Raw genomic sequence first — 17,158 nt, forward strand, 5'->3', positions numbered from 1 at the left:
AACCGAGGACTTTATGGTTATCTGGTTACATCACGAAGAGGTGAGCTGTTTTTGTAAGACAACAGTCGCGCTATGTAATCGTTGAGGTTTCTAGCGCGTTTTTTCGTTCCCGGGCTTGGTAGACCGGTGAGCGACTATGAGGTTTTACGGAAGCGTCAAATAGTTCAGTACAGCGTAGTGCTGAAATATGGAGCAACAAAGGGGAAACGTCAGATGACTGACATTTCAATGGCAACCGCTTTGACAGCAGAAGCTGAGCAGAGCATCAATAATGCACCGACCAACTACACTGAGCTTGTTCAGTGGGTGCGCGAGATCGCAGAGCTAACGCAGCCGGATCGCATTGTGTGGGCTGACGGTTCCCAAGAGGAGTATGACCGTCTTGCTGGCGAGTTGGTGGATGCGGGTACATTTGTACGTTTGAGCGACCACGAGTTCCCGAATTCTTACGCAGCGTTTTCAGACCCGGACGATGTTGCCCGCGTCGAAGAGCGCACTTTTATCTGCTCGCAGACCGCTGAGGGAGCTGGCCCTACCAATAACTGGCGCGACCCCGCTGAGATGAAGCAGACCATGACCGAGCTGTACCGCGGTTGTATGCGCGGTCGCACCATGTACGTGATTCCTTTTGTCATGGGCTCACTGGATGCTAAAGACCCCAAGTACGGCGTTGAGATCACCGACTCCGCCTACGTTGTCTGCTCAATGCGCATCATGGCAACCACTGGTACCGATGTTCTTGAGAAGATGAGCAAGACTAACGCTTTCTTTGTCAAGGCGTTGCACTCTGTGGGTGCTCCCTTGGCTGAGGGGCAAGAGGATGTTCCGTGGCCTTGCAACCTCGAGAAGTACATTGTCCAGTTCCCTGAAACCCGTGAAATCTGGTCTTTCGGATCGGGTTACGGCGGTAACGCACTGCTGGGTAAGAAGTGCTACGCGTTGCGTATCGCATCTGCACTTGCCCACGATGAGGGCTGGATGGCAGAACACATGCTGGTTCTCAAAGTCACCAATCCCGCAGGTAAGAGCCGCTACGTTTCAGCAGCTTTCCCCTCGGCATGCGGTAAAACCAACTTCGCCATGATGGAACCGGCAATCGATGGCTGGAAGGCCGAGATGATTGGTGATGACATCGCGTGGATTCGCTTTGACGAGAACAATAAGGCTCGCGTTGTTAATCCCGAGGCGGGTCTCTTTGGTGTTGCCCCCGGTACCGGCTGGCCCACCAACCCTAACGCTATGCGTGCTATCGCTGAAGGCAACACTATTTTCACCAATGTTGCGCTCACCGATGACGGCAGCGTCTGGTGGGAGGGTAAGACCGATGAGGTTCCCGAACATCTGATTGACTGGCAGGGTAATGACTGGACCCCTGAGTCAGGACGTCCGGCAGCTCATCCCAACTCGCGTTTCTGCACCCCTATCTCCCAGGTAGATATGCTCGCTGAAGAGTACTACGCACCTGAGGGTGTTCCGTTGGATGCGATTATCTTCGGCGGGCGTCGCAAGACCACCGTGCCTTTGGTGTCTGAGGCTAAGAGCTGGGAGCACGGTGTGTTCCAGGGCGTTACCCTCTCGTCGGAAACCACCGCTGCCGCAAAGGGCGCGGTTGGCGTAGTGCGTCGCGATCCCATGGCGATGCTTCCGTTCATCGGTTACAACGCCGGCGATTACTTCCAGCACTGGCTTGATCTTGGTCAGAAGTACGGTGCCGAAAACATGCCAAAGATTTACTACGTCAACTGGTTCCGTCGCACCGCTGACGGCGGCTTTGCATGGCCGGGCTTCGGCGAGAACTCACGCGTGGTCAAGTGGATCTTTGATCGTTTAGAAGGCACTGCCGAAGGTGAAGAGACCTTCGTGGGTACGGTTCCGGGTAAGGATGATCTTGATGTATCGGGCTTGGAAATCTCTGACGAAGAGCTCAAGGCTGCACTGAATGTTTCAGCAGGCGAATGGGCACAGGAGCTTCCTGGTATCGACCAGTGGCTTGCAACCTTCGGTGACAAACTGCCTCCGGCTCTCAAGGACCAGCGCGACATTCTTGCGAGAAGCATCCAGCAGTAAGTTGATGTAGCACCTGCTGAGTCAAAGCGGCATCCGAGGACATCGGGTGCCGCTTTTGCGTGCTCAGGTAACTCGCAAACGTAGACCTAAATGTCGTCTGACCTGCGAGGAGAAAGAAATAGAGTTTATGGAAGGCGCAATCTCTGCCGGGGTGTAAAGTTACGTGTTGCTACGCGTCTGTTTGTGCGCAAACTCTGCAGGTTTATTTTCTTTAATACCCCTAGTGAAAAGGCTAATTTTTCTCGCGGGCAGCTGCTATCTTAGACAAGATTGTCTGTGGCTATTTTTTCTTATACATTCTAATTACTAAAACTTATGGTGCTCTCGGTAGAATTTATAGTGATAACAAATCATTAATGAAACTAACTAAAACTCTTAAATGAGGTAACAACCTCACCGACGCAGAGAGTTCGTACCGTTGGGTCTAGGGCAGTAGGCCTTGAAGGAGAGATCAAGAAGTGAGCAATTTGCTCAGCATTCGAGGGCTGACAAAATCACACGGTCACACCCGTGCGCTTCGCGGCGTTGATTTTGACGTTGATCGCGGAGAAGTTATTGGGCTTCTGGGCGAAAACGGTGCGGGCAAATCTACCCTCATTTCTATTCTCGGAGGCTACAACGTACCTGATAGCGGTATGATGACGATTGCTGGCGAGCGCTACGTTGCTGAAACTCCTGAAGAGGCAATGGCTGTTGGTATCGGTTCTATTCGCCAGAAATTCAAGGTTGACCCTGAGCTGACTGTAGTTCAGGCAATTTTCCGTGCGTCCTACCACGTCAATAAGCCCGCCGAAGAGTAGCGTGAGCGCGCCCTGGAGCTTCTGGGCCGCGTAAACCTTGATATCGACCCGGACGCTAAAATGGGAGATCAAACGAACGAAGCTGGTTTTGTGCATGAGGTTTCCGCTCTGCGTGATGTGGTGAGCCAGGTGCAGCGTCTGCGCATCAAGACCACCAATATTCAGGGAGAAATCGGTAACTTATCCGGTGGCGACCAGCAGAAGGTGGCGCTTGCCCGCGGGATGATCACCGAGTGCGACTTGTTGATTTTGAACCATCCCACGCGTGGCATTGACGTCGGTGCGCGTAGCGATATCTACGATATGCTCAAGAACCTTGCCGCTAACGGCACCTCAATTATGATTATTGGTTCTGAGATGAGCGAACTCGTAGAGCTGTGCCATCGCATTGCCGTGATGCGAGACGGTCAGATTGTCTCCATTCAGAACAATAAAGAGGCCAACGAAGACACCTTGATGGAAGATGTTCTGGGTGAGCAGATTTAAATAAAAATCCCGTGCTGAATAATCAGCACGGGATTTTTGTATCTGTACTTGAGTGGTAAAGGGTTACCTTTGGGCCAATTACAGGGAGATACGTGAAGAAATCGCGTTCAGCTTGTGGCGCGCCAGTGCGAGGTTAGCGGTGTTGCGATCAAGCACGATGTAGACGAACAGGCCTGAGGTTTCGGTGGTGTTCAGTACGTTGATGAGGTGGTACTGGTTGCCCAGGGTTATCATGATGTCTTCGATCTTCTGATCAAGACCGAGATCGTTCATGGTCTTGAGCTTTGCGCGGACAACGTTGGAGTTGCCTGCTGCTGCAACGGTGAGGTCGAAACCGGGGTTACCTGATGATGCAAGAGCCATGCCTGATGAAATATCTACCAGAGCTGCGCCGGTTGCGCCTTCAATCTGCAAAAGTTCCTGGATTGAATTATCGAGCTGCGACACCGGGATAATCCTTTCTTCTAGTGGGTAAGAACATGACGCAATACGAGATAGAAAAAATGATCGTAGCGTCCTACGCCTGTGCATCTTACCGCCTAGTAGCCTAGGCTTAGGAGTCGATTTGACCCTATGCGGGTATATGTGTGGAGGAAAAACACAACAGTGAAAGAATGTAAGCAATGTTACTCATTTGGGGTATGTGGTAATCCCAAAGGTAAAACTATTCTTATGTATGGAACTATCCATTCGAGAGGAAATCTATAGCGTATGAGGCTTACTGCTTTTTCTGATGTCTCACTGCGCGTGCTGATGCTCCTGGCTGGGGTAGATGGGCAAGAGCGCCTCTCGACTCAGATGATTGCCGAGGGCGTGGGTACGCCCTATAACCACGTGGCGAAGTCTGTTGCATTTTTGGCAGGACGCGGCTGGGTAGAAGCTACCCGCGGTCGTGCCGGGGGCGTCGTGCTTTCTGAAAAAGGACGCGCCGCTACTATTGGTGCTGTTTTGAGGGCAACAGAGGGCGACACGGCTATGGTCGAGTGTGAAACTCCCGGCGGTCACTCTGCGTGTCCTATGAATCAGTCCTGTCAGTTGCGTGGCATCTTGGCTCGTGCACGCGAGGCTTTTTTCACCTCTCTTGACGGCATAGTCATTGCTGAATTGCCTAATCAGAAGCAAATGGGGCCGGTTTTCGTGGAACTCGGTCTTGGCCCGCTCGAAAAGCGTTTGCCGCTGGCATCCTAAGTAAATCCGCTTTCTGACCACAAGAAAGCGGATATTTCTTAAAACAAAATATTGCATTTCATATGCTAAATTGGGTTTTGGTTTATTAGACAGAGTGTCACTAAGGAGACATTGTGCTATCTGAAAAGTCACGCCCCGTCATCGAGGCAACGCTTCCCGTTATTGCAGAACGCATTAACTTCATCACCCCCGAGTTCTACAAGCGTATGTTCGCAGCGCGTCCCGACCTCATGGACGGCATGTTCTCACGCTCATCACAGCTCGAAGGTACCCAGCCCCGCGCACTGGCAGGCTCAATCGCTGTCTTCGCATCATGGCTGGTGGAAAACCCTAACTCATACCCCGACGAAGTACTCTCACGCGTCGCCCACAAGCACGCTTCACTGGGCCTCAAAGAAGAGGAATACCCCACCGTTTACAAGTACCTCTTCGAAGCAATCGCAGCAGATCTCGGCGACGCTTGCACCGCAGAAGTAGCAGAAGCATGGACCGAAGTTTACTGGCTCATGGCAGATGCCCTCATCAAACTTGAAAAGGGCCTCTACGCTCAGCAGGCAAACGACGTTATGCAATCAGAATTCAAGCTTGTCAAGCGCGTCGAATCAGGCGAAGGCGTCATCGACGTAACCTTCGAACCTGCTGATGACACCCCCATGACCGATGCTGTTGCGGGCCAGTACATCTCCATCATCGCCAAGGCAAAGGACGGCCTGCGTCAGCCTCGCCAGTTCACTCTGCTTCCGTCAGAGAAGAACCAGCGTCGCGTAGCTATTAAGCTTGATCCCGAAGGCGAAATGACCGAGATCCTGCACGGCCTTAAAGAAGGCGACACCGTAGAAATCTCAAACCCCTACGGCGATGTCACCCTCGGCGCATTCGGCGACGATGAGTCAGCACCTCTGTACCTCTTCAGCGCAGGCATCGGCGTAACTCCCATGCTCGCATTCGTCTCAGAACTCGCTGAAAAGGGCTCAGAACGCGAAGTTGTAGCGGTACACGGCGACCGTTCAAACGACTCATGGCCGCTCAAGGACGACTACAAGGCCGCTGTAGAGAAGCTGAAGAACGGCAAGCTCATCACCTTCCTCGGTGAAGAAGGCCAGGGCGACTTCTTTGGCCGCGTAGACGTTGCAAAGATCGATGTACCCTCCAACGCGTCCGTTTACCTCTGCGGCCCTCTGCCCTTCATGCAGGACGTCCGCTCAGCACTCGTTGAGGCAGGCGTCCCCGGCAAACAGATTCAGTACGAAATCTTCGGCCCCGACCAGTGGATGCTCCACGACCAGGCACGCGCATCCTAACCGCGTAGCTGTGGCTGAAGAATAACTGAATAAAAAGATGTGCCGCGGGCACGCAGAAGAGCTTGATGTGTTGTGCTTATCTGCGTGCCCGCGGTCTTTTAATACCGTGGTTTCTGATGCAAAGAGACATATTCAGAAGGCCCCAAAACCTGCGCTTGTCTTTGAGATATCCCTACGAATAAGCCACAAAGAGACTTCTTATCGCCGAACGACTAGTGACGTTTGATGCGAGTAGTAATCTCCCAGAGAAGAACAACTGTGGCACCTATAAGTATTGGTACCAGAGGCGGATCAAAACATAACTCATAGAAGAATCTCATCCCGTGAGGGCGTACCAGTAGCAACACAATCGCTATAACTAATGGGATGCAGGCTGCATAGAGCATCTTGAGCGAAAACCACCTATTTTTGGCATAGGCACTTTGCCATTGCTCATCTGAGTCAGTAGGCAACAAACCCGAATTTTGGTTTTTCACAACTAGTGAACTCGTTGAATATAAACCAAGTAACGGTACAGCTACCCAACCGAAAGCACGAGCGAACGATACCGTCTGCCCGTCTATTTCTACAGTTGTGTTGAATTGTCCTGCTACAAACAGTGCGCATGCCAGCGCAATCACTATTCCTAAAGCAGTATTACGAGCTCTCACGAAATTAGGGGACGGCGGAAGCGGTTCAGGACGCCCCACAGTGTTTGTAGGGTCGTTGGCTTCCCACGGGTTCAGCTGTGGTTTCTCGGGCGACTGGTTCATAGTGTTTCTTTCAACGCTGTTCTCACCCACAGCTTACGGTGTTTCCTTCTTGAGACGTCATAAATGGGAGTTATTTTTCCTCTGTATTACGCGCAGTAGCGGTGAAGGTTTTACATTAGAAAAAGACGATTGCACGGCAAAATTTGAGTAGGTACGGATGGACGCGGGAACACTACTGCAGGCTCTTGCCATCATGACGGCAGGCTTCGGGGCTGGCTTTATCAACGTAATCGTGGGCTCAGGAACGCTCATTACCTTCCCGATTTTGCTGATGTTTGACTTCCCGGCGTTAACCGCCAATATGTCTAACAGCATCGGTTTGGTTGCAGGCAATCTCTCCGGGGTGTGGGGCTATCGTCGTGAAATCGCAGCTCAGAAGAAACTGGCCTTAAAACTCCTTCCCGCGTCTATTGTGGGCGGAGCTACCGGCGCGCTGTACCCTCCAGCGTCTTCGATCTTGCCGTGCCACTGCTTATTCTGCTGGGAATCATCATGGTGGCGATCACCCCGTGGGTACAACGTCGCACCGCTGAAAAGCTGGGAACCTCGCATCCGCACCCCGCGCTATCGTCTACGCCTATCGCGGTGAAGCGTCCCATTCTTACCTGGATTGTTGTCTTTTTGCTGGGCGTGTACGGAGGTTATTTTGGTGCTGCGCAAGGTGTGTTGATGGTCGGAGCCTTGGGCATGATGCTCGCGATTACACTGCAAACTCTCAACGCATTCAAGAATTTTCTGTGCTCTGCGGTGAACCTTTTGGCCGCTTTTATCTTTATCTCGTGTGCTTCGGAGCTCATCGATTGGACGGTTGTCATTATCATCGCGGTCGGCTCCACTCTCGGCGGGCTCGTGGGAGCTAAGGTCGGACGCAAGCTACCGGCGCCCGTCCTTCGCGTCGTTATTATTACGGTGGGAACCATCGCGCTGATCAACATGCTGGTGTAGCTGGGTCTTCGTACACTGATTCTCCCCACGTACATCGATAATCGGTGTACGCAGAGAAATCCGGTGTACAAAACCGCCCGGCGAGATATTCTCACCGGGCGGTTTAGAATCAGGTCAACGCGTCAAATTAGGCGCGCACTAGAGCCAGAATCTGGTCGCGTACACGTTCCATGGTGGATGCGGCCGGCGCCTCAAGGTTCAAACGCAAGAAAGGCTCGGTATTTGACGGACGCAGGTTAGCCCACCAGCCTTCTTCGGTGTGAGTGAAGGTGGTGCCGTCTGAATCTTCAACGGTCACGGGCTGATCAGCAAAAGCTTCGCGTACGCGGTCAACAGCTGCCTTTTTGTCTTCAATTTCTGAATTGATCTCGCCGGATGCGACGTAGGGCGAGTACTTTGCGCCGAGTTCGCTGAGCGGGGTGTCAACTTCACCGAGTGCTGCCAGAACGTGCATGGCCGCGAGCATACCGGTGTCTGCGTTGAAGAAGTCTTTGAAGTAGTAGTGAGCTGAGTGCTCGCCGCCGAAGACACCGTTTTCTGATGCCATGACAGCCTTGATGAAGGAGTGGCCTACGCGGGTCTTGACTGCGCGTCCGCCGAGCTTTTCAACGAGTTCGGGTACAGCCTTTGAGGTGATCAGGTTGTAGATGATGACGGGTTCGTTGTTGCCTTCGGCCTTTGCGCGTGCAATTTCGCGTTCAGCTACCAAAGCGGTGATAGCTGAGGGGGTAACGGGCTCGCCCTTTTCATCGATGACGAAGCAGCGGTCAGCATCGCCATCGAATGCCAAACCAATGTCTGCGCCGTGCTCAACTACGGCCTTTTGCAGGTCAACGAGGTTTGCAGGCTCCAGCGGGTTTGCGGGGTGGTTGGGGAAGGTACCGTCCAGCTCGAAGTACACGGGAACGATTTCTAGCGGCAAGGCGGGCAGGATTTCATCGCCCAAAACTGCGGGGGTGGTCATGCCGCCCATGCCGTTGCCCGCATCCACTACAACTTTGAGTTTGCGGATGCCGCTCAGGTCAACGAGGTTACGCAGGTACTGTGCGTAATCTTTGAGAATGTCGCGCTCGGTAACGGTGCCGGTCGCGTCAACAGCGGGAATCTCACCGTCATTGAGGTACTTCTGCGCAAGGTCGCGGATGTCGTACAGGCCTGTTTCAGATGAAACCGGAACAGCTCCTGCTTTAGCCATCTTCATGCCGTTGTATTCTGCGGGGTTATGCGACGCCGTGAAGGTGACGCCCGCAGCATTTTCAACACCGCATGCAAAGTAGAGTTCGTCGGTTGAAATCAAACCGATTTTTTCAACGTTTGCACCGCGAGCAGTTGCACCGGCTGCAAAAGCGTCCATGAATTCGGGGGATGAGGGGCGCATATCGCCGCCGACCAGAACGGTCTTTCCCGCTAGTTCCATGACGTCAACGAAAGCGGCGCCGGTTGCGCGTACGGTTTCAGCGGTAATGGTCTGCCCAACGATGCCGCGAACATCATACGCTTTAAAAGAAGTATTCAAATCTACAGTGCTCATAAATATTGATTCTATCGGTGCATATAAGGTTTGCTCGGGTAAAGCACACTATTATGGTGATAAACACGCCTTTTTCAAGGTGCTTAAATATGATTGAGAACTCACGTCTATGATTGGATTAAAGCTATGGGTGAATTGTTTCGACTGAATAATCCAATTCAAAATTATGCGTGGGGTTCTCACACTGTTTTAGCGCAGATGCGAGGTGTTCCAGCGCCTACGGATCAGCCTGAGGCTGAGGTGTGGGTTGGTGCGCATCCTTCGGCACCTTCTGTTGCTGAGTATGCCGGTGATTCCACGGCATTGAATGTTTTGGTCGAGAATAATCCTGATACTTTTTTGGGTAAAAACCGCTCGTGCGATACTTTCCCGTATCTTTTTAAGATTCTTGCTATTGATGCTCCGTTGTCTATTCAGGTTCACCCGACCGATGAGCAGGCGCAGGCTGGTTTTGCCGACGAAAACGCGCGCGGCATTGCTTTGGACGCGCCGCATCGTAATTACAAGGATCAGTTTTCTAAGCCTGAGACCGTTATCGCTGTTTCTGATGTAAAGATTTTGACGGGTGTGCGTGATTCTGCGCAGCTTGAAGAGCTTGCTGTCACGTTTGACGCTGGTTGGCTCAAAGGCTTACTGCCGGTCAAGGATGCTAAGGCACTGCTGACTAGCATCCTGCGTTTGGACCAGCAAGCAGCGCAAAAAGCAATGAACGACTTACTGCGCGCATCCGTTGAGATTACGCAGGGGCAGGATGCCAGTAAGCTGGTGCGAAAAGCGGCTGAGCTGGTGCAACTGGTGAGCCTCAAGCATCCCGGCGATCAGGGTCTGCTCGTTGCTTTTGTCATGAATTTTATTGAACTTTCCCCGGGTGATTCTGCCTTTACTCCCGATGGGCAGGTGCATGCCTACGTTGAGGGTACCGCAATTGAGCTGATGAACCCGTCAGATAACGTGATGCGAGCCGGTCTTACTCCTAAGCACATTGATACTGAAGAGCTTATTAAGGTGCTGGCAACGGATCAGGATGCCCCCACGATTAAGCGCGCTCAGCCCGTGAACGAGAGTACCGGCGTGTATGCCATGTGGGATGAGCGTCTGAGCGTGACCCGTATTCGCGTTGAAAATCAGCCTGTGGACTACACGTTTGAGGGCACTTCTACTTTGCTGAGTGTCGGTGGCAACGTTACCGTGTCTACCGGTGATGAAAGTTTTGAGGTCACCGGTACCGAGTCAGTGATGCACATCGGTGAGCCTGTAACTACAAGAATTTCAGGATGCGGCGAGCTCTACATCGCCACGCATCGCTAAGCTATCGCGCACAAAGGGCGGTCGAAAAATTTCAACGTTTTCGACCGCCCTTTGTGCTCTTTCAATGCTTACGCCTTGATAACGGTGATGCTCCATTCAGCGGGGCCGCGCTTGCGAAAGTCTTTGGTGCCGTAACCGCTTTCGGCCGCCCAGCGCGGGATAGCTTCGGTGCCCTGGGTGCAGTCAAAGTTGATGACGAGCTCGTCGCCGGGATTCATTTCTTCCATAGCTGCCTTAGCTTCTTGGACGGGAAAGGGACAGACCAAGCCGTCGGTTTCAAGTACACGCTGTGCCATGAGTATTTTCCTTATCTTTCAGAATTTTTAGGATGCTGCGGGGCTGCCAACTTTACGCGGCATGATGAAGATTTTGGCGGCGGCGCCGGTGCCCAGAATCATTGCGATGAGACCGATCCAGCCCTGCCAGGAGAACATGGAGGTTTCAACGAGGCCGTTGCCGATGGTGCATCCGCCAGCCCAGGAAGCGCCCCAGCCCATGAGGGCACCGCCAATAATCGATTTAACAATGGTCTTTGAATCGGGGACGCGAACCTTGAATTCGCCACTGGCTTTAGCGGCAATGAATGACCCTACTAGAATGCCGAGCACTAAGAATACGCCCCAGTCAACGAGTTCTACGTTGCCGGTAGTGAGGTAGCCTGCGATGTTAGAGCTAGGGCCGGTGATGCCCAGTCCCCATTTGCGTCCTGCGACCCAGCTCAGCGGCCAGGCGGCAAGAGCAATCAGACCAATCAAGATAGCGGTGATATAGGGGTTCCACGCTTTTTCAAAGAGTAGGTGCGCAACACCGGTCTTTTCAGGAGGCAAAGTCGCCATTGGCAACTTAGGACGCGTGAGGTTACGGTAGGTCCACCAGCCGGTTACTGCCAATAAGACAGCTACCAGCACCCACGCTGAAATACCGAGTGACTGGTAGATCGTCGCATTTTCCGTGACACCCCAGTTGCGGACAAAAGCGGTGCTCTGCGCAAAAGGGCCAGTCTTGAACATTGCTGCAAAAAGTGCGTAGAAAATCAAAGCAAACCAAGAACCCACGAGGCCTTCACCTGCACGATAATAGGTGCCTGTCGCGCATCCGCCAGCCATCAAAATACCGAAGCCAAAGATGAACCCGCCGGCAATAGTCGCAAACGGCGCAAACGCGCTTGCAACAGAGTCGGTGGGAAGAATTCCAAAGGTATTGAAGGCAGCAAGCCCAATAGCTTGCACAGAAATCGCTACAAAGAGAGCGGCGAGCCACCAAGAATTTTTAGAGACCCACACATCTCGAAAGGCGCCAGTAATGCAAAAGCGCCCGCGCTGTAGCACGAAACCAAAGGCAGCGCCAACTAACAAACCGGTAATAAGCATGCGTCCACCCTCGTCATCTCTTTCAGTCTCTGACTAGGCAACAGTCATAAAACTCAACAGTTGTGAGCTGCATCCTCTAAAGTGCACCGTCCACCATAGAAACAAAAGTGGCGGGGGAGCGGTGTGTTCTGCTTATCATGGTTGTATATGCAAGCAATCGTTTTTCAATGAGGAAGAAAGTGATCATGAAAATTATCTTGACCGTGACCGGCCTGGATCACACCGGTATCGTGGGCGCTGTGGCAACCGAGCTCACCCGACAGGACGTTAACATCGAAAACGTCTCGCAGTCACTGATGGACGAATACTTCACCATGATTATGCAGTGTTCATTTGACGAGAACACTCAGAACCTGGCTGATTTGCAGGACGCGATGAAGAAGGTTGGTGAGGCACAGAAGGTTAAGGTGCGCATCCAGTCTGAGGACATCTTCAAAGCGATGCACTCGCTGTAAGGAGGGCATCACTGTGTTGACTGATTCAAACGCAAATATTCTTGAAACTATTCAGATGATCGAGGAAGACAAACTCGACATCCGAACCGTGACCATGGGCATTTCTCTTTTGGATTGTGCCGATTCTGACGGTGAAAAAGCGCGTCAGAAGATTTACGACAAAATTACCTCTCGTGCCGAAAAGCTAGTTGAGGTGTGCGCTGGCATTGAAGCTGAGCTGGGAATCCCGATTATTAATAAGCGTATTTCGGTAACTCCGATTGCTTTGGTGGCGGGTGCTTCAAGCGACACCGATTATGTTGAGTTCGCAAAGACGTTAGACGCTGCAGCAAAGGCTGTGGACGTGAACTTTATCGGTGGGTTTTCAGCGCTGGTTGATAAGGGCGTAACTCCTGCCGATGAGATTTTGATGTCTTCGATTCCGCGCGCGCTCTGTGAGACTGACGTGGTGTGCTCATCGGTGAATATCGGCTCATCGCGTGCCGGTATTAACATGAGCGCGGTTAAGCGTATGGGAGAGGTTATTCGCGAAACCGCAGATCTTTCCGCTGACCAGCACGGTTTTGGGTGCTCTAAGCTGGTTGTCTTTGCTAATGCTGTGAGCGATAACCCCTTCATGGCGGGAGCTTTTCACGGTGTGCAGGAGGCTGACACCGTGATTTCGGTAGGTGTTTCTGGCCCCGGTGTTATCAAGCGTGCGCTGGAGAAAGTGCGCGGTGAAAGCTTTGACGAGTGCGCAGAGGCTATCAAAAAGGCGGCGTTTAAGGTCACCCGCATGGGCCAGTTGGTTGGAACGATGGCGGCAAAGCGTCTAGGCGTTGAGTTCGGTATCGTTGACCTCTCGCTGGCACCAACCGCTGAGGTTGGTGACTCCGTTGCGCACGTCCTAGAAGAAATGGGCCTTGAAACCGTTGGCACACACGGTACTGTGGCGGCGCTTGCCTTGCTGAACGACGCGGTGAAGAAGGGCGGCCTGATGGCGTGCTCGCACGTGGGCGGTCTGTCGGGCTCCTTCATCCCGATTTCAGAAGATATCGGTATGATCGCATCCGCAGCGGCTGGCAAAATCAGCTTGGATAAGCTTGAAGCGATGACGGCGATCTGCTCCGTTGGTCTGGACATGGTGGCAATTCCCGGTGGCACTACCGCGTCCACTATTTCAGCCATGATTGCAGACGAGGCCGCTATTGGCGTGATGAACCACAAGACTACCGCGGTTCGCTTGATTCCTGCCGTGGGTCTTGAAATTGGTGACATGGTGGAGTTCGGCGGTTTGCTAGGACGCGCGCCGGTTATGCCCACTCACTCACCGAGTGCTGAGGCTTTTATCGCACGTACCGGCCGTATTCCTTCACCCGTGCATGGCTTTAGAAACTAGTCGTTGAACGGCAAACTCAAAAGGTGGCATCTTCACTGAGAAGGTGCCACCTTTTTACATGGTGAAGTTTTAGTGCGGGACGCGGGTTTTAGGTTCTAATCGCACGGTGACTTTGGGAAGAAAATAGCCGATGATGGGGCCAACCGTGAGCGAAAGCAAAATGGTTCCCGGGCCGAATTGTCCGCCCATGAGTATGCCGATAATGACAACGGTAACTTCAAGGACTGTGCGGATGATTCCGGCAGGTTTCCCGGTGATGCGCATGAGCCCCGTCATCAGACCGTCTCTTGGTCCTGATCCAAACTGAGCCGATATATAGCGCGTCAAAGAAACTAAAAGCAAGAATTGCAAGAATGACGTAGGCCCACTGCATTGGGAGGTTGCTCGGGGCAGGAATAAAACGCAGTGCGATATCAGCGGAAATTCCGACCAGAACGGCGTTAGCGATACTTCCGAGACCCGGCATTTCTTTCAGCGGAATCCACAGTAACAGCACCACAAAAGACGTGATGACGGTTAGTGCGCCGTAGCTTAACCCTGTTTTCTCAACTAGACCTAGGGTGAGCACATCCCAGCTCATAGCACCGAGACCCGATTCAATGATGAGTGCGCATGAGAAACCGAACCCTATCAGACCGATGAAAAGCTGAGGCAAGCGAATGGCTAGTTTGCCGGCTTTTAGTTGTTGGAGCGGTGTGATATGCGCTAGCGGTGCTGGGGTACTTTGGGGCATGAGGTTATCTTAGGCCTCAGATGTTCGTGGTCTGCAACGAGTGGGGTGAATATGACGCGCCGTCTGTTAGCTCGTAAAAAATTTGCTGTCAGTTTTGCTTTACACAGCAAATACGCGCTCGCGGGTTTTCGCATCAAGACAAGCTAAAGGTTTGTTGTACCTAGAGAACCTCAATCAACGCGTAGACATTCTGTGGCTAAAGCACAGAAACGGTAAAAATACTATATCTAGTGGTTGAAATTTAAGGAGTCCACTAGATGTTGTTGAAAAAATCAGGTGCTATCGAAGCGGCTATTGAGAATCTCCGGGCGGGTGATAGCGCTATTGTGCACGAGAACGCCAATAAAGATGCCACTGTTTTCAACACCCAGCGTGATCTCACAGCGGGTGCGGTTGCCAAAGCGTACGCGCTAACTCGTATGCTTCCGGGCGAGATTGCCCAGGCACACTTAGACGGTGATATCCATTTTCATGACCTGGATTATTCTCCTTTTGAGCCGATGACGAACTGCTGCCTTATCGATATCGCAGGCATGCTCTCTGGCGGGTTTACCATCGGTAACGCCCACGTCGAGTCACCAAGATCTATCCAGACCGCTACCGCGCAGATTGCCCAAATTATCGCTAACGTTGCGAGCTCCCAGTACGGCGGATGCTCCGTTGACCGTATCGACGAGGTTCTAGCCCCCTACGCCTCTCTCAACTACGAAAAGCATCTTGTAGAGGCATCCACATGGAGTATTTCCGATGCCGCAGGGTTCGCCACGGCTAAGACCGCCAAAGATATCTATGACGCTATGCAGTCCCTCGAGTACGAGGTCAACACTCTGTACTCCTCAAATGGCCAGACGCCATTCGTGACGCTCGGATTCGGAGTGGGCACAGGTGTGTGGGAGCGTGAGATTCAAAAAGCGATTTTGCAGGTGCGTTTGGACGGCATTGGGAGTGACGGGCACACGGCAATTTTCCCCAAGCTTGTCTTTGGCCTCAAACGCGGTACAAACCTTGAAGCTGCCGACCCCAATTACGACATCAAACAGCTTGCCCTGAAATGCTCCACCCAGCGCATGTATCCCGACGTTATTAATTATGAAAAGCTGATCGAGATTACCGGCAGCTATAAGACCCCTATGGGGTGCCGCTCCTTCTTGCAGGGCTGGACGGACGCATCAGGTGCTGAGGTTAACTCCGGACGCATGAACCTTGGGGTAGTGACGGTGAACCTGCCTCGTATTGCTCTTGAAACCGCAAGCGCGCAGGTTATTGCGGGACAGGCCGCGGCAGAAAATCTCAGTGATAAAGAACGTCAGCAAGCTATCGCTTCTTTCTGGCGTCTCTTCGAAGAACGCGTTGAGCTTGCCATGAGTGCCTTGCGCTACCGCGTTGAACGCTGCCGCGAAGCACTCATTGACAATGCACCCATTCTTTACAAACACGGCGCCTTTGGGATTCGCGCGAGCGAGGGGGAGAGCATCGACCAGTTCTTCGATAATGGGCGAGCCACCGCGTCCTTGGGCTATATCGGTATTTACGAAACCGTCGCGTTGTTCTTTGGCCCCGCGTGGGAGAAAAATGCGCAGGCAAAGCAGTTCAGCTTAGAAATTCTAGAACGTCTGAAAGCCAGCACCAGGCGTGAAAACCAGGCAAACGGGCCTTGGTATTCGGTGTACTCAACGCCATCAGAGTCACTGACTGATAGGTTCTGTCGCCTCGATAAGGAGCGTTTTGGGTCTGTCACCGATGTGACGGATAAGGACTACTACACCAACTCTTATCACCTCGATATCCGCAAGAATTACACGCCCTTTGAAAAATTGGAGTTTGAGAAGGACTACCCGGTCTACGCATCCGGCGGGTTTATTCACTACTGCGAGTACCCTCAGCTGACTCACAATACCCAAGCCCTAGAAGCTGTCTGGGATTTTGCCTACGACCGCGTAGCGTACCTGGGCACTAACACCCCGATTGATAAGTGCTACGAATGCTCGTTTGAAGGCGAGTTCGCCCCGACTGCCGACGGTTTTAGATGTCCCGACTGTGGCAACACCAATCCCGATACATGCGATGTCGTCAAGCGCACCTGCGGGTACCTGGGCAATCCGGTCAAGCGTCCTATGGTGCACGGGCGTCACACTGAAATCATTAATCGCGTCAAGCATATGGCGAAGGACGCGGGTTAGCTGCTCGGTGCTTTCCCGCCGAGAGACAACCGTTTTGGTGAGAGAAAAGATGAAATTACAAGAAATCACTGATGGCCCAAGAAGCCTTCCGGCCGTTGATGGTAGCTGGTCGTCGGCGCGCTTGAGCCGGTCAATGGTGGCGGACTACAAGCCGTTTACTTTCGTGGACGGCCCGGGCGTTCGGTGCGCTCTGTACGTCTCGGGCTGCCCTTTTCGTTGCGTGGGGTGCTATAACCAAGTTGCACAGAGCTTTCGCTACGGAAACCTCTACACCCAGGAGCTTGAAGACAGAATCTTGGAGGATCTTGCGAAACCGTATGTAGCCGGACTGAGCCTGCTGGGAGGGGAACCCCTGCTCAATACGAGCGTGTGTTTACAGCTGGTGCGCAAGGTGCGTGAGCGATTGCCGACTAAAACCGTATGGGCGTGGACAGGCTACACCTGGGAGCAGCTGCAGGCATCCATGAGCGCGGGGCGAGAAGACCAGCTGGAGCTCCTGCGTCACCTCGATGTTCTAGTGGACGGACCATTCATCCAGTCGCGCTATAGCTCGAACCTGGCCTTCCGCGGTTCAAGCAACCAGCGCATCATAGATGTACCGGCCTCCTTGGATGCGGGTGAGCCAATTAAGCTGGTGGGCTATAGGCAGTAGAGAAGAAAAGTC

13 protein-coding genes and 3 pseudogenes are annotated in these 17,158 nt (G+C 52.7%); 10 read left to right on the top strand and 6 right to left on the bottom strand.

Features of this window, described 5'->3' with window-relative positions:
• Window positions 1-213: 213 nt before the first annotated feature.
• Window positions 214-2,067 (top strand): phosphoenolpyruvate carboxykinase (GTP), encoded by a 1,854-nt coding sequence (locus tag HF984_RS02970; RefSeq protein WP_168614195.1) that lies wholly within the window; start codon window positions 214-216, stop codon window positions 2,065-2,067.
• A 458-nt stretch (window positions 2,068-2,525) separates the two neighbouring features.
• A pseudogene (locus HF984_RS11430) lies at window positions 2,526-3,353 on the top strand (ATP-binding cassette domain-containing protein).
• Between the two features lie 78 nt (window positions 3,354-3,431).
• Here the strand turns inward: HF984_RS11430 and HF984_RS02985 are convergent.
• Window positions 3,432-3,800: a hypothetical protein gene (locus HF984_RS02985; protein WP_168614198.1), complete on the bottom strand. Its 369-nt coding sequence runs from the start codon at window positions 3,798-3,800 to the stop codon at window positions 3,432-3,434.
• 264 nt (window positions 3,801-4,064) lie between these two features.
• Between HF984_RS02985 and HF984_RS02990 the strand changes: the two genes are divergently transcribed.
• The gene (locus HF984_RS02990) at window positions 4,065-4,541 is read left to right on the top strand and encodes an RrF2 family transcriptional regulator (protein WP_168614199.1); all 477 of its coding nucleotides are present in this window, start codon (window positions 4,065-4,067) and stop codon (window positions 4,539-4,541) included.
• A gap of 113 nt (window positions 4,542-4,654) precedes the next feature.
• Complete coding sequence (locus tag HF984_RS02995) at window positions 4,655-5,842, top strand: globin domain-containing protein (RefSeq protein ID WP_168614200.1); 1,188 nt, start codon at window positions 4,655-4,657, stop codon at window positions 5,840-5,842.
• A 212-nt stretch (window positions 5,843-6,054) separates the two neighbouring features.
• On the opposite strand, the gene HF984_RS03000 is transcribed toward HF984_RS02995, so the two are convergent.
• Window positions 6,055-6,594: a hypothetical protein gene (locus HF984_RS03000; RefSeq protein WP_168614201.1), complete on the bottom strand. Its 540-nt coding sequence runs from the start codon at window positions 6,592-6,594 to the stop codon at window positions 6,055-6,057.
• Between the two features lie 193 nt (window positions 6,595-6,787).
• Between HF984_RS03000 and HF984_RS03005 the strand changes: the two are divergent.
• A pseudogene (locus HF984_RS03005) lies at window positions 6,788-7,539 on the top strand (sulfite exporter TauE/SafE family protein).
• Window positions 7,540-7,666: 127 nt separating this feature from the next.
• Here the strand turns inward: HF984_RS03005 and HF984_RS03010 are convergent.
• Window positions 7,667-9,070, bottom strand: coding sequence for a phosphomannomutase/phosphoglucomutase (locus HF984_RS03010; RefSeq protein ID WP_168614202.1), 1,404 nt, complete (start codon window positions 9,068-9,070; stop codon window positions 7,667-7,669).
• 126 nt (window positions 9,071-9,196) lie between these two features.
• On the opposite strand from HF984_RS03010, the gene manA reads away from it, so the two are divergent.
• Window positions 9,197-10,378, top strand: coding sequence for a mannose-6-phosphate isomerase, class I (gene manA, locus HF984_RS03015; RefSeq protein WP_168614203.1), 1,182 nt, complete (start codon window positions 9,197-9,199; stop codon window positions 10,376-10,378).
• A 68-nt stretch (window positions 10,379-10,446) separates the two neighbouring features.
• Here manA and HF984_RS03020 read toward each other — a convergent pair whose 3' ends face one another.
• A complete protein-coding gene (locus HF984_RS03020; protein WP_168614204.1) occupies window positions 10,447-10,674 on the bottom strand; it encodes a sulfurtransferase TusA family protein in 228 nt (75 codons plus the stop codon).
• A gap of 27 nt (window positions 10,675-10,701) precedes the next feature.
• Window positions 10,702-11,748 carry a YeeE/YedE family protein gene (locus HF984_RS03025; protein WP_168614205.1) on the bottom strand — a complete coding sequence of 349 codons (1,047 nt, stop codon included), beginning with the start codon at window positions 11,746-11,748 and terminating at the stop codon, window positions 10,702-10,704.
• A 185-nt stretch (window positions 11,749-11,933) separates the two neighbouring features.
• Between HF984_RS03025 and HF984_RS03030 the strand changes: the two genes are divergently transcribed.
• Both HF984_RS03030 and HF984_RS03035 read left to right on the top strand, forming a co-directional pair.
• Window positions 11,934-12,203, top strand: a complete 270-nt coding sequence (locus HF984_RS03030) for an ACT domain-containing protein (protein ID WP_168614206.1) — start codon at window positions 11,934-11,936, stop codon at window positions 12,201-12,203.
• A 16-nt stretch (window positions 12,204-12,219) separates the two neighbouring features.
• Complete coding sequence (locus HF984_RS03035) at window positions 12,220-13,581, top strand: PFL family protein (RefSeq protein ID WP_247596419.1); 1,362 nt, start codon at window positions 12,220-12,222, stop codon at window positions 13,579-13,581.
• Between the two features lie 69 nt (window positions 13,582-13,650).
• On the opposite strand, the pseudogene yczE reads toward HF984_RS03035, so the two are convergent.
• Window positions 13,651-14,314, bottom strand: a pseudogene (yczE, locus tag HF984_RS11960) (membrane protein YczE).
• Window positions 14,315-14,571: 257 nt separating this feature from the next.
• Here yczE and nrdD point away from each other — a divergent pair.
• Both nrdD and nrdG read left to right on the top strand, forming a co-directional pair.
• A complete protein-coding gene (gene nrdD, locus HF984_RS03045; RefSeq protein ID WP_168614208.1) occupies window positions 14,572-16,494 on the top strand; it encodes an anaerobic ribonucleoside-triphosphate reductase in 1,923 nt (640 codons plus the stop codon).
• A gap of 133 nt (window positions 16,495-16,627) precedes the next feature.
• The gene (gene nrdG / locus HF984_RS03050) at window positions 16,628-17,146 is read left to right on the top strand and encodes an anaerobic ribonucleoside-triphosphate reductase activating protein (RefSeq protein ID WP_247596433.1); all 519 of its coding nucleotides are present in this window, start codon (window positions 16,628-16,630) and stop codon (window positions 17,144-17,146) included.
• The last annotated feature ends 12 nt before the right edge of the window (window positions 17,147-17,158 follow it).

The organism is Rothia terrae, assembly GCF_012396615.1.
GTDB classification, from domain to species: Bacteria; Actinomycetota; Actinomycetes; order Actinomycetales; family Micrococcaceae; genus Rothia; species Rothia terrae.

Coding starts and splice junctions, on each gene's coding strand:
- HF984_RS02970 (WP_168614195.1), top strand. CDS start 214: ATGACTGACATTTCAATGGCAACCGCTTTGACAGCAGAAGCTGAGCAG.
- HF984_RS02990 (WP_168614199.1), top strand. CDS start 4,065: ATGAGGCTTACTGCTTTTTCTGATGTCTCACTGCGCGTGCTGATGCTC.
- HF984_RS03000 (WP_168614201.1), bottom strand. CDS start 6,594: ATGAACCAGTCGCCCGAGAAACCACAGCTGAACCCGTGGGAAGCCAAC.
- HF984_RS03010 (WP_168614202.1), bottom strand. CDS start 9,070: ATGAGCACTGTAGATTTGAATACTTCTTTTAAAGCGTATGATGTTCGC.
- manA (WP_168614203.1), top strand. CDS start 9,197: ATGGGTGAATTGTTTCGACTGAATAATCCAATTCAAAATTATGCGTGG.
- HF984_RS03020 (WP_168614204.1), bottom strand. CDS start 10,674: ATGGCACAGCGTGTACTTGAAACCGACGGCTTGGTCTGTCCCTTTCCC.
- HF984_RS03025 (WP_168614205.1), bottom strand. CDS start 11,748: ATGCTTATTACCGGTTTGTTAGTTGGCGCTGCCTTTGGTTTCGTGCTA.
- HF984_RS03030 (WP_168614206.1), top strand. CDS start 11,934: ATGAAAATTATCTTGACCGTGACCGGCCTGGATCACACCGGTATCGTG.
- nrdD (WP_168614208.1), top strand. CDS start 14,572: ATGTTGTTGAAAAAATCAGGTGCTATCGAAGCGGCTATTGAGAATCTC.
- nrdG (WP_247596433.1), top strand. CDS start 16,628: ATGGTGGCGGACTACAAGCCGTTTACTTTCGTGGACGGCCCGGGCGTT.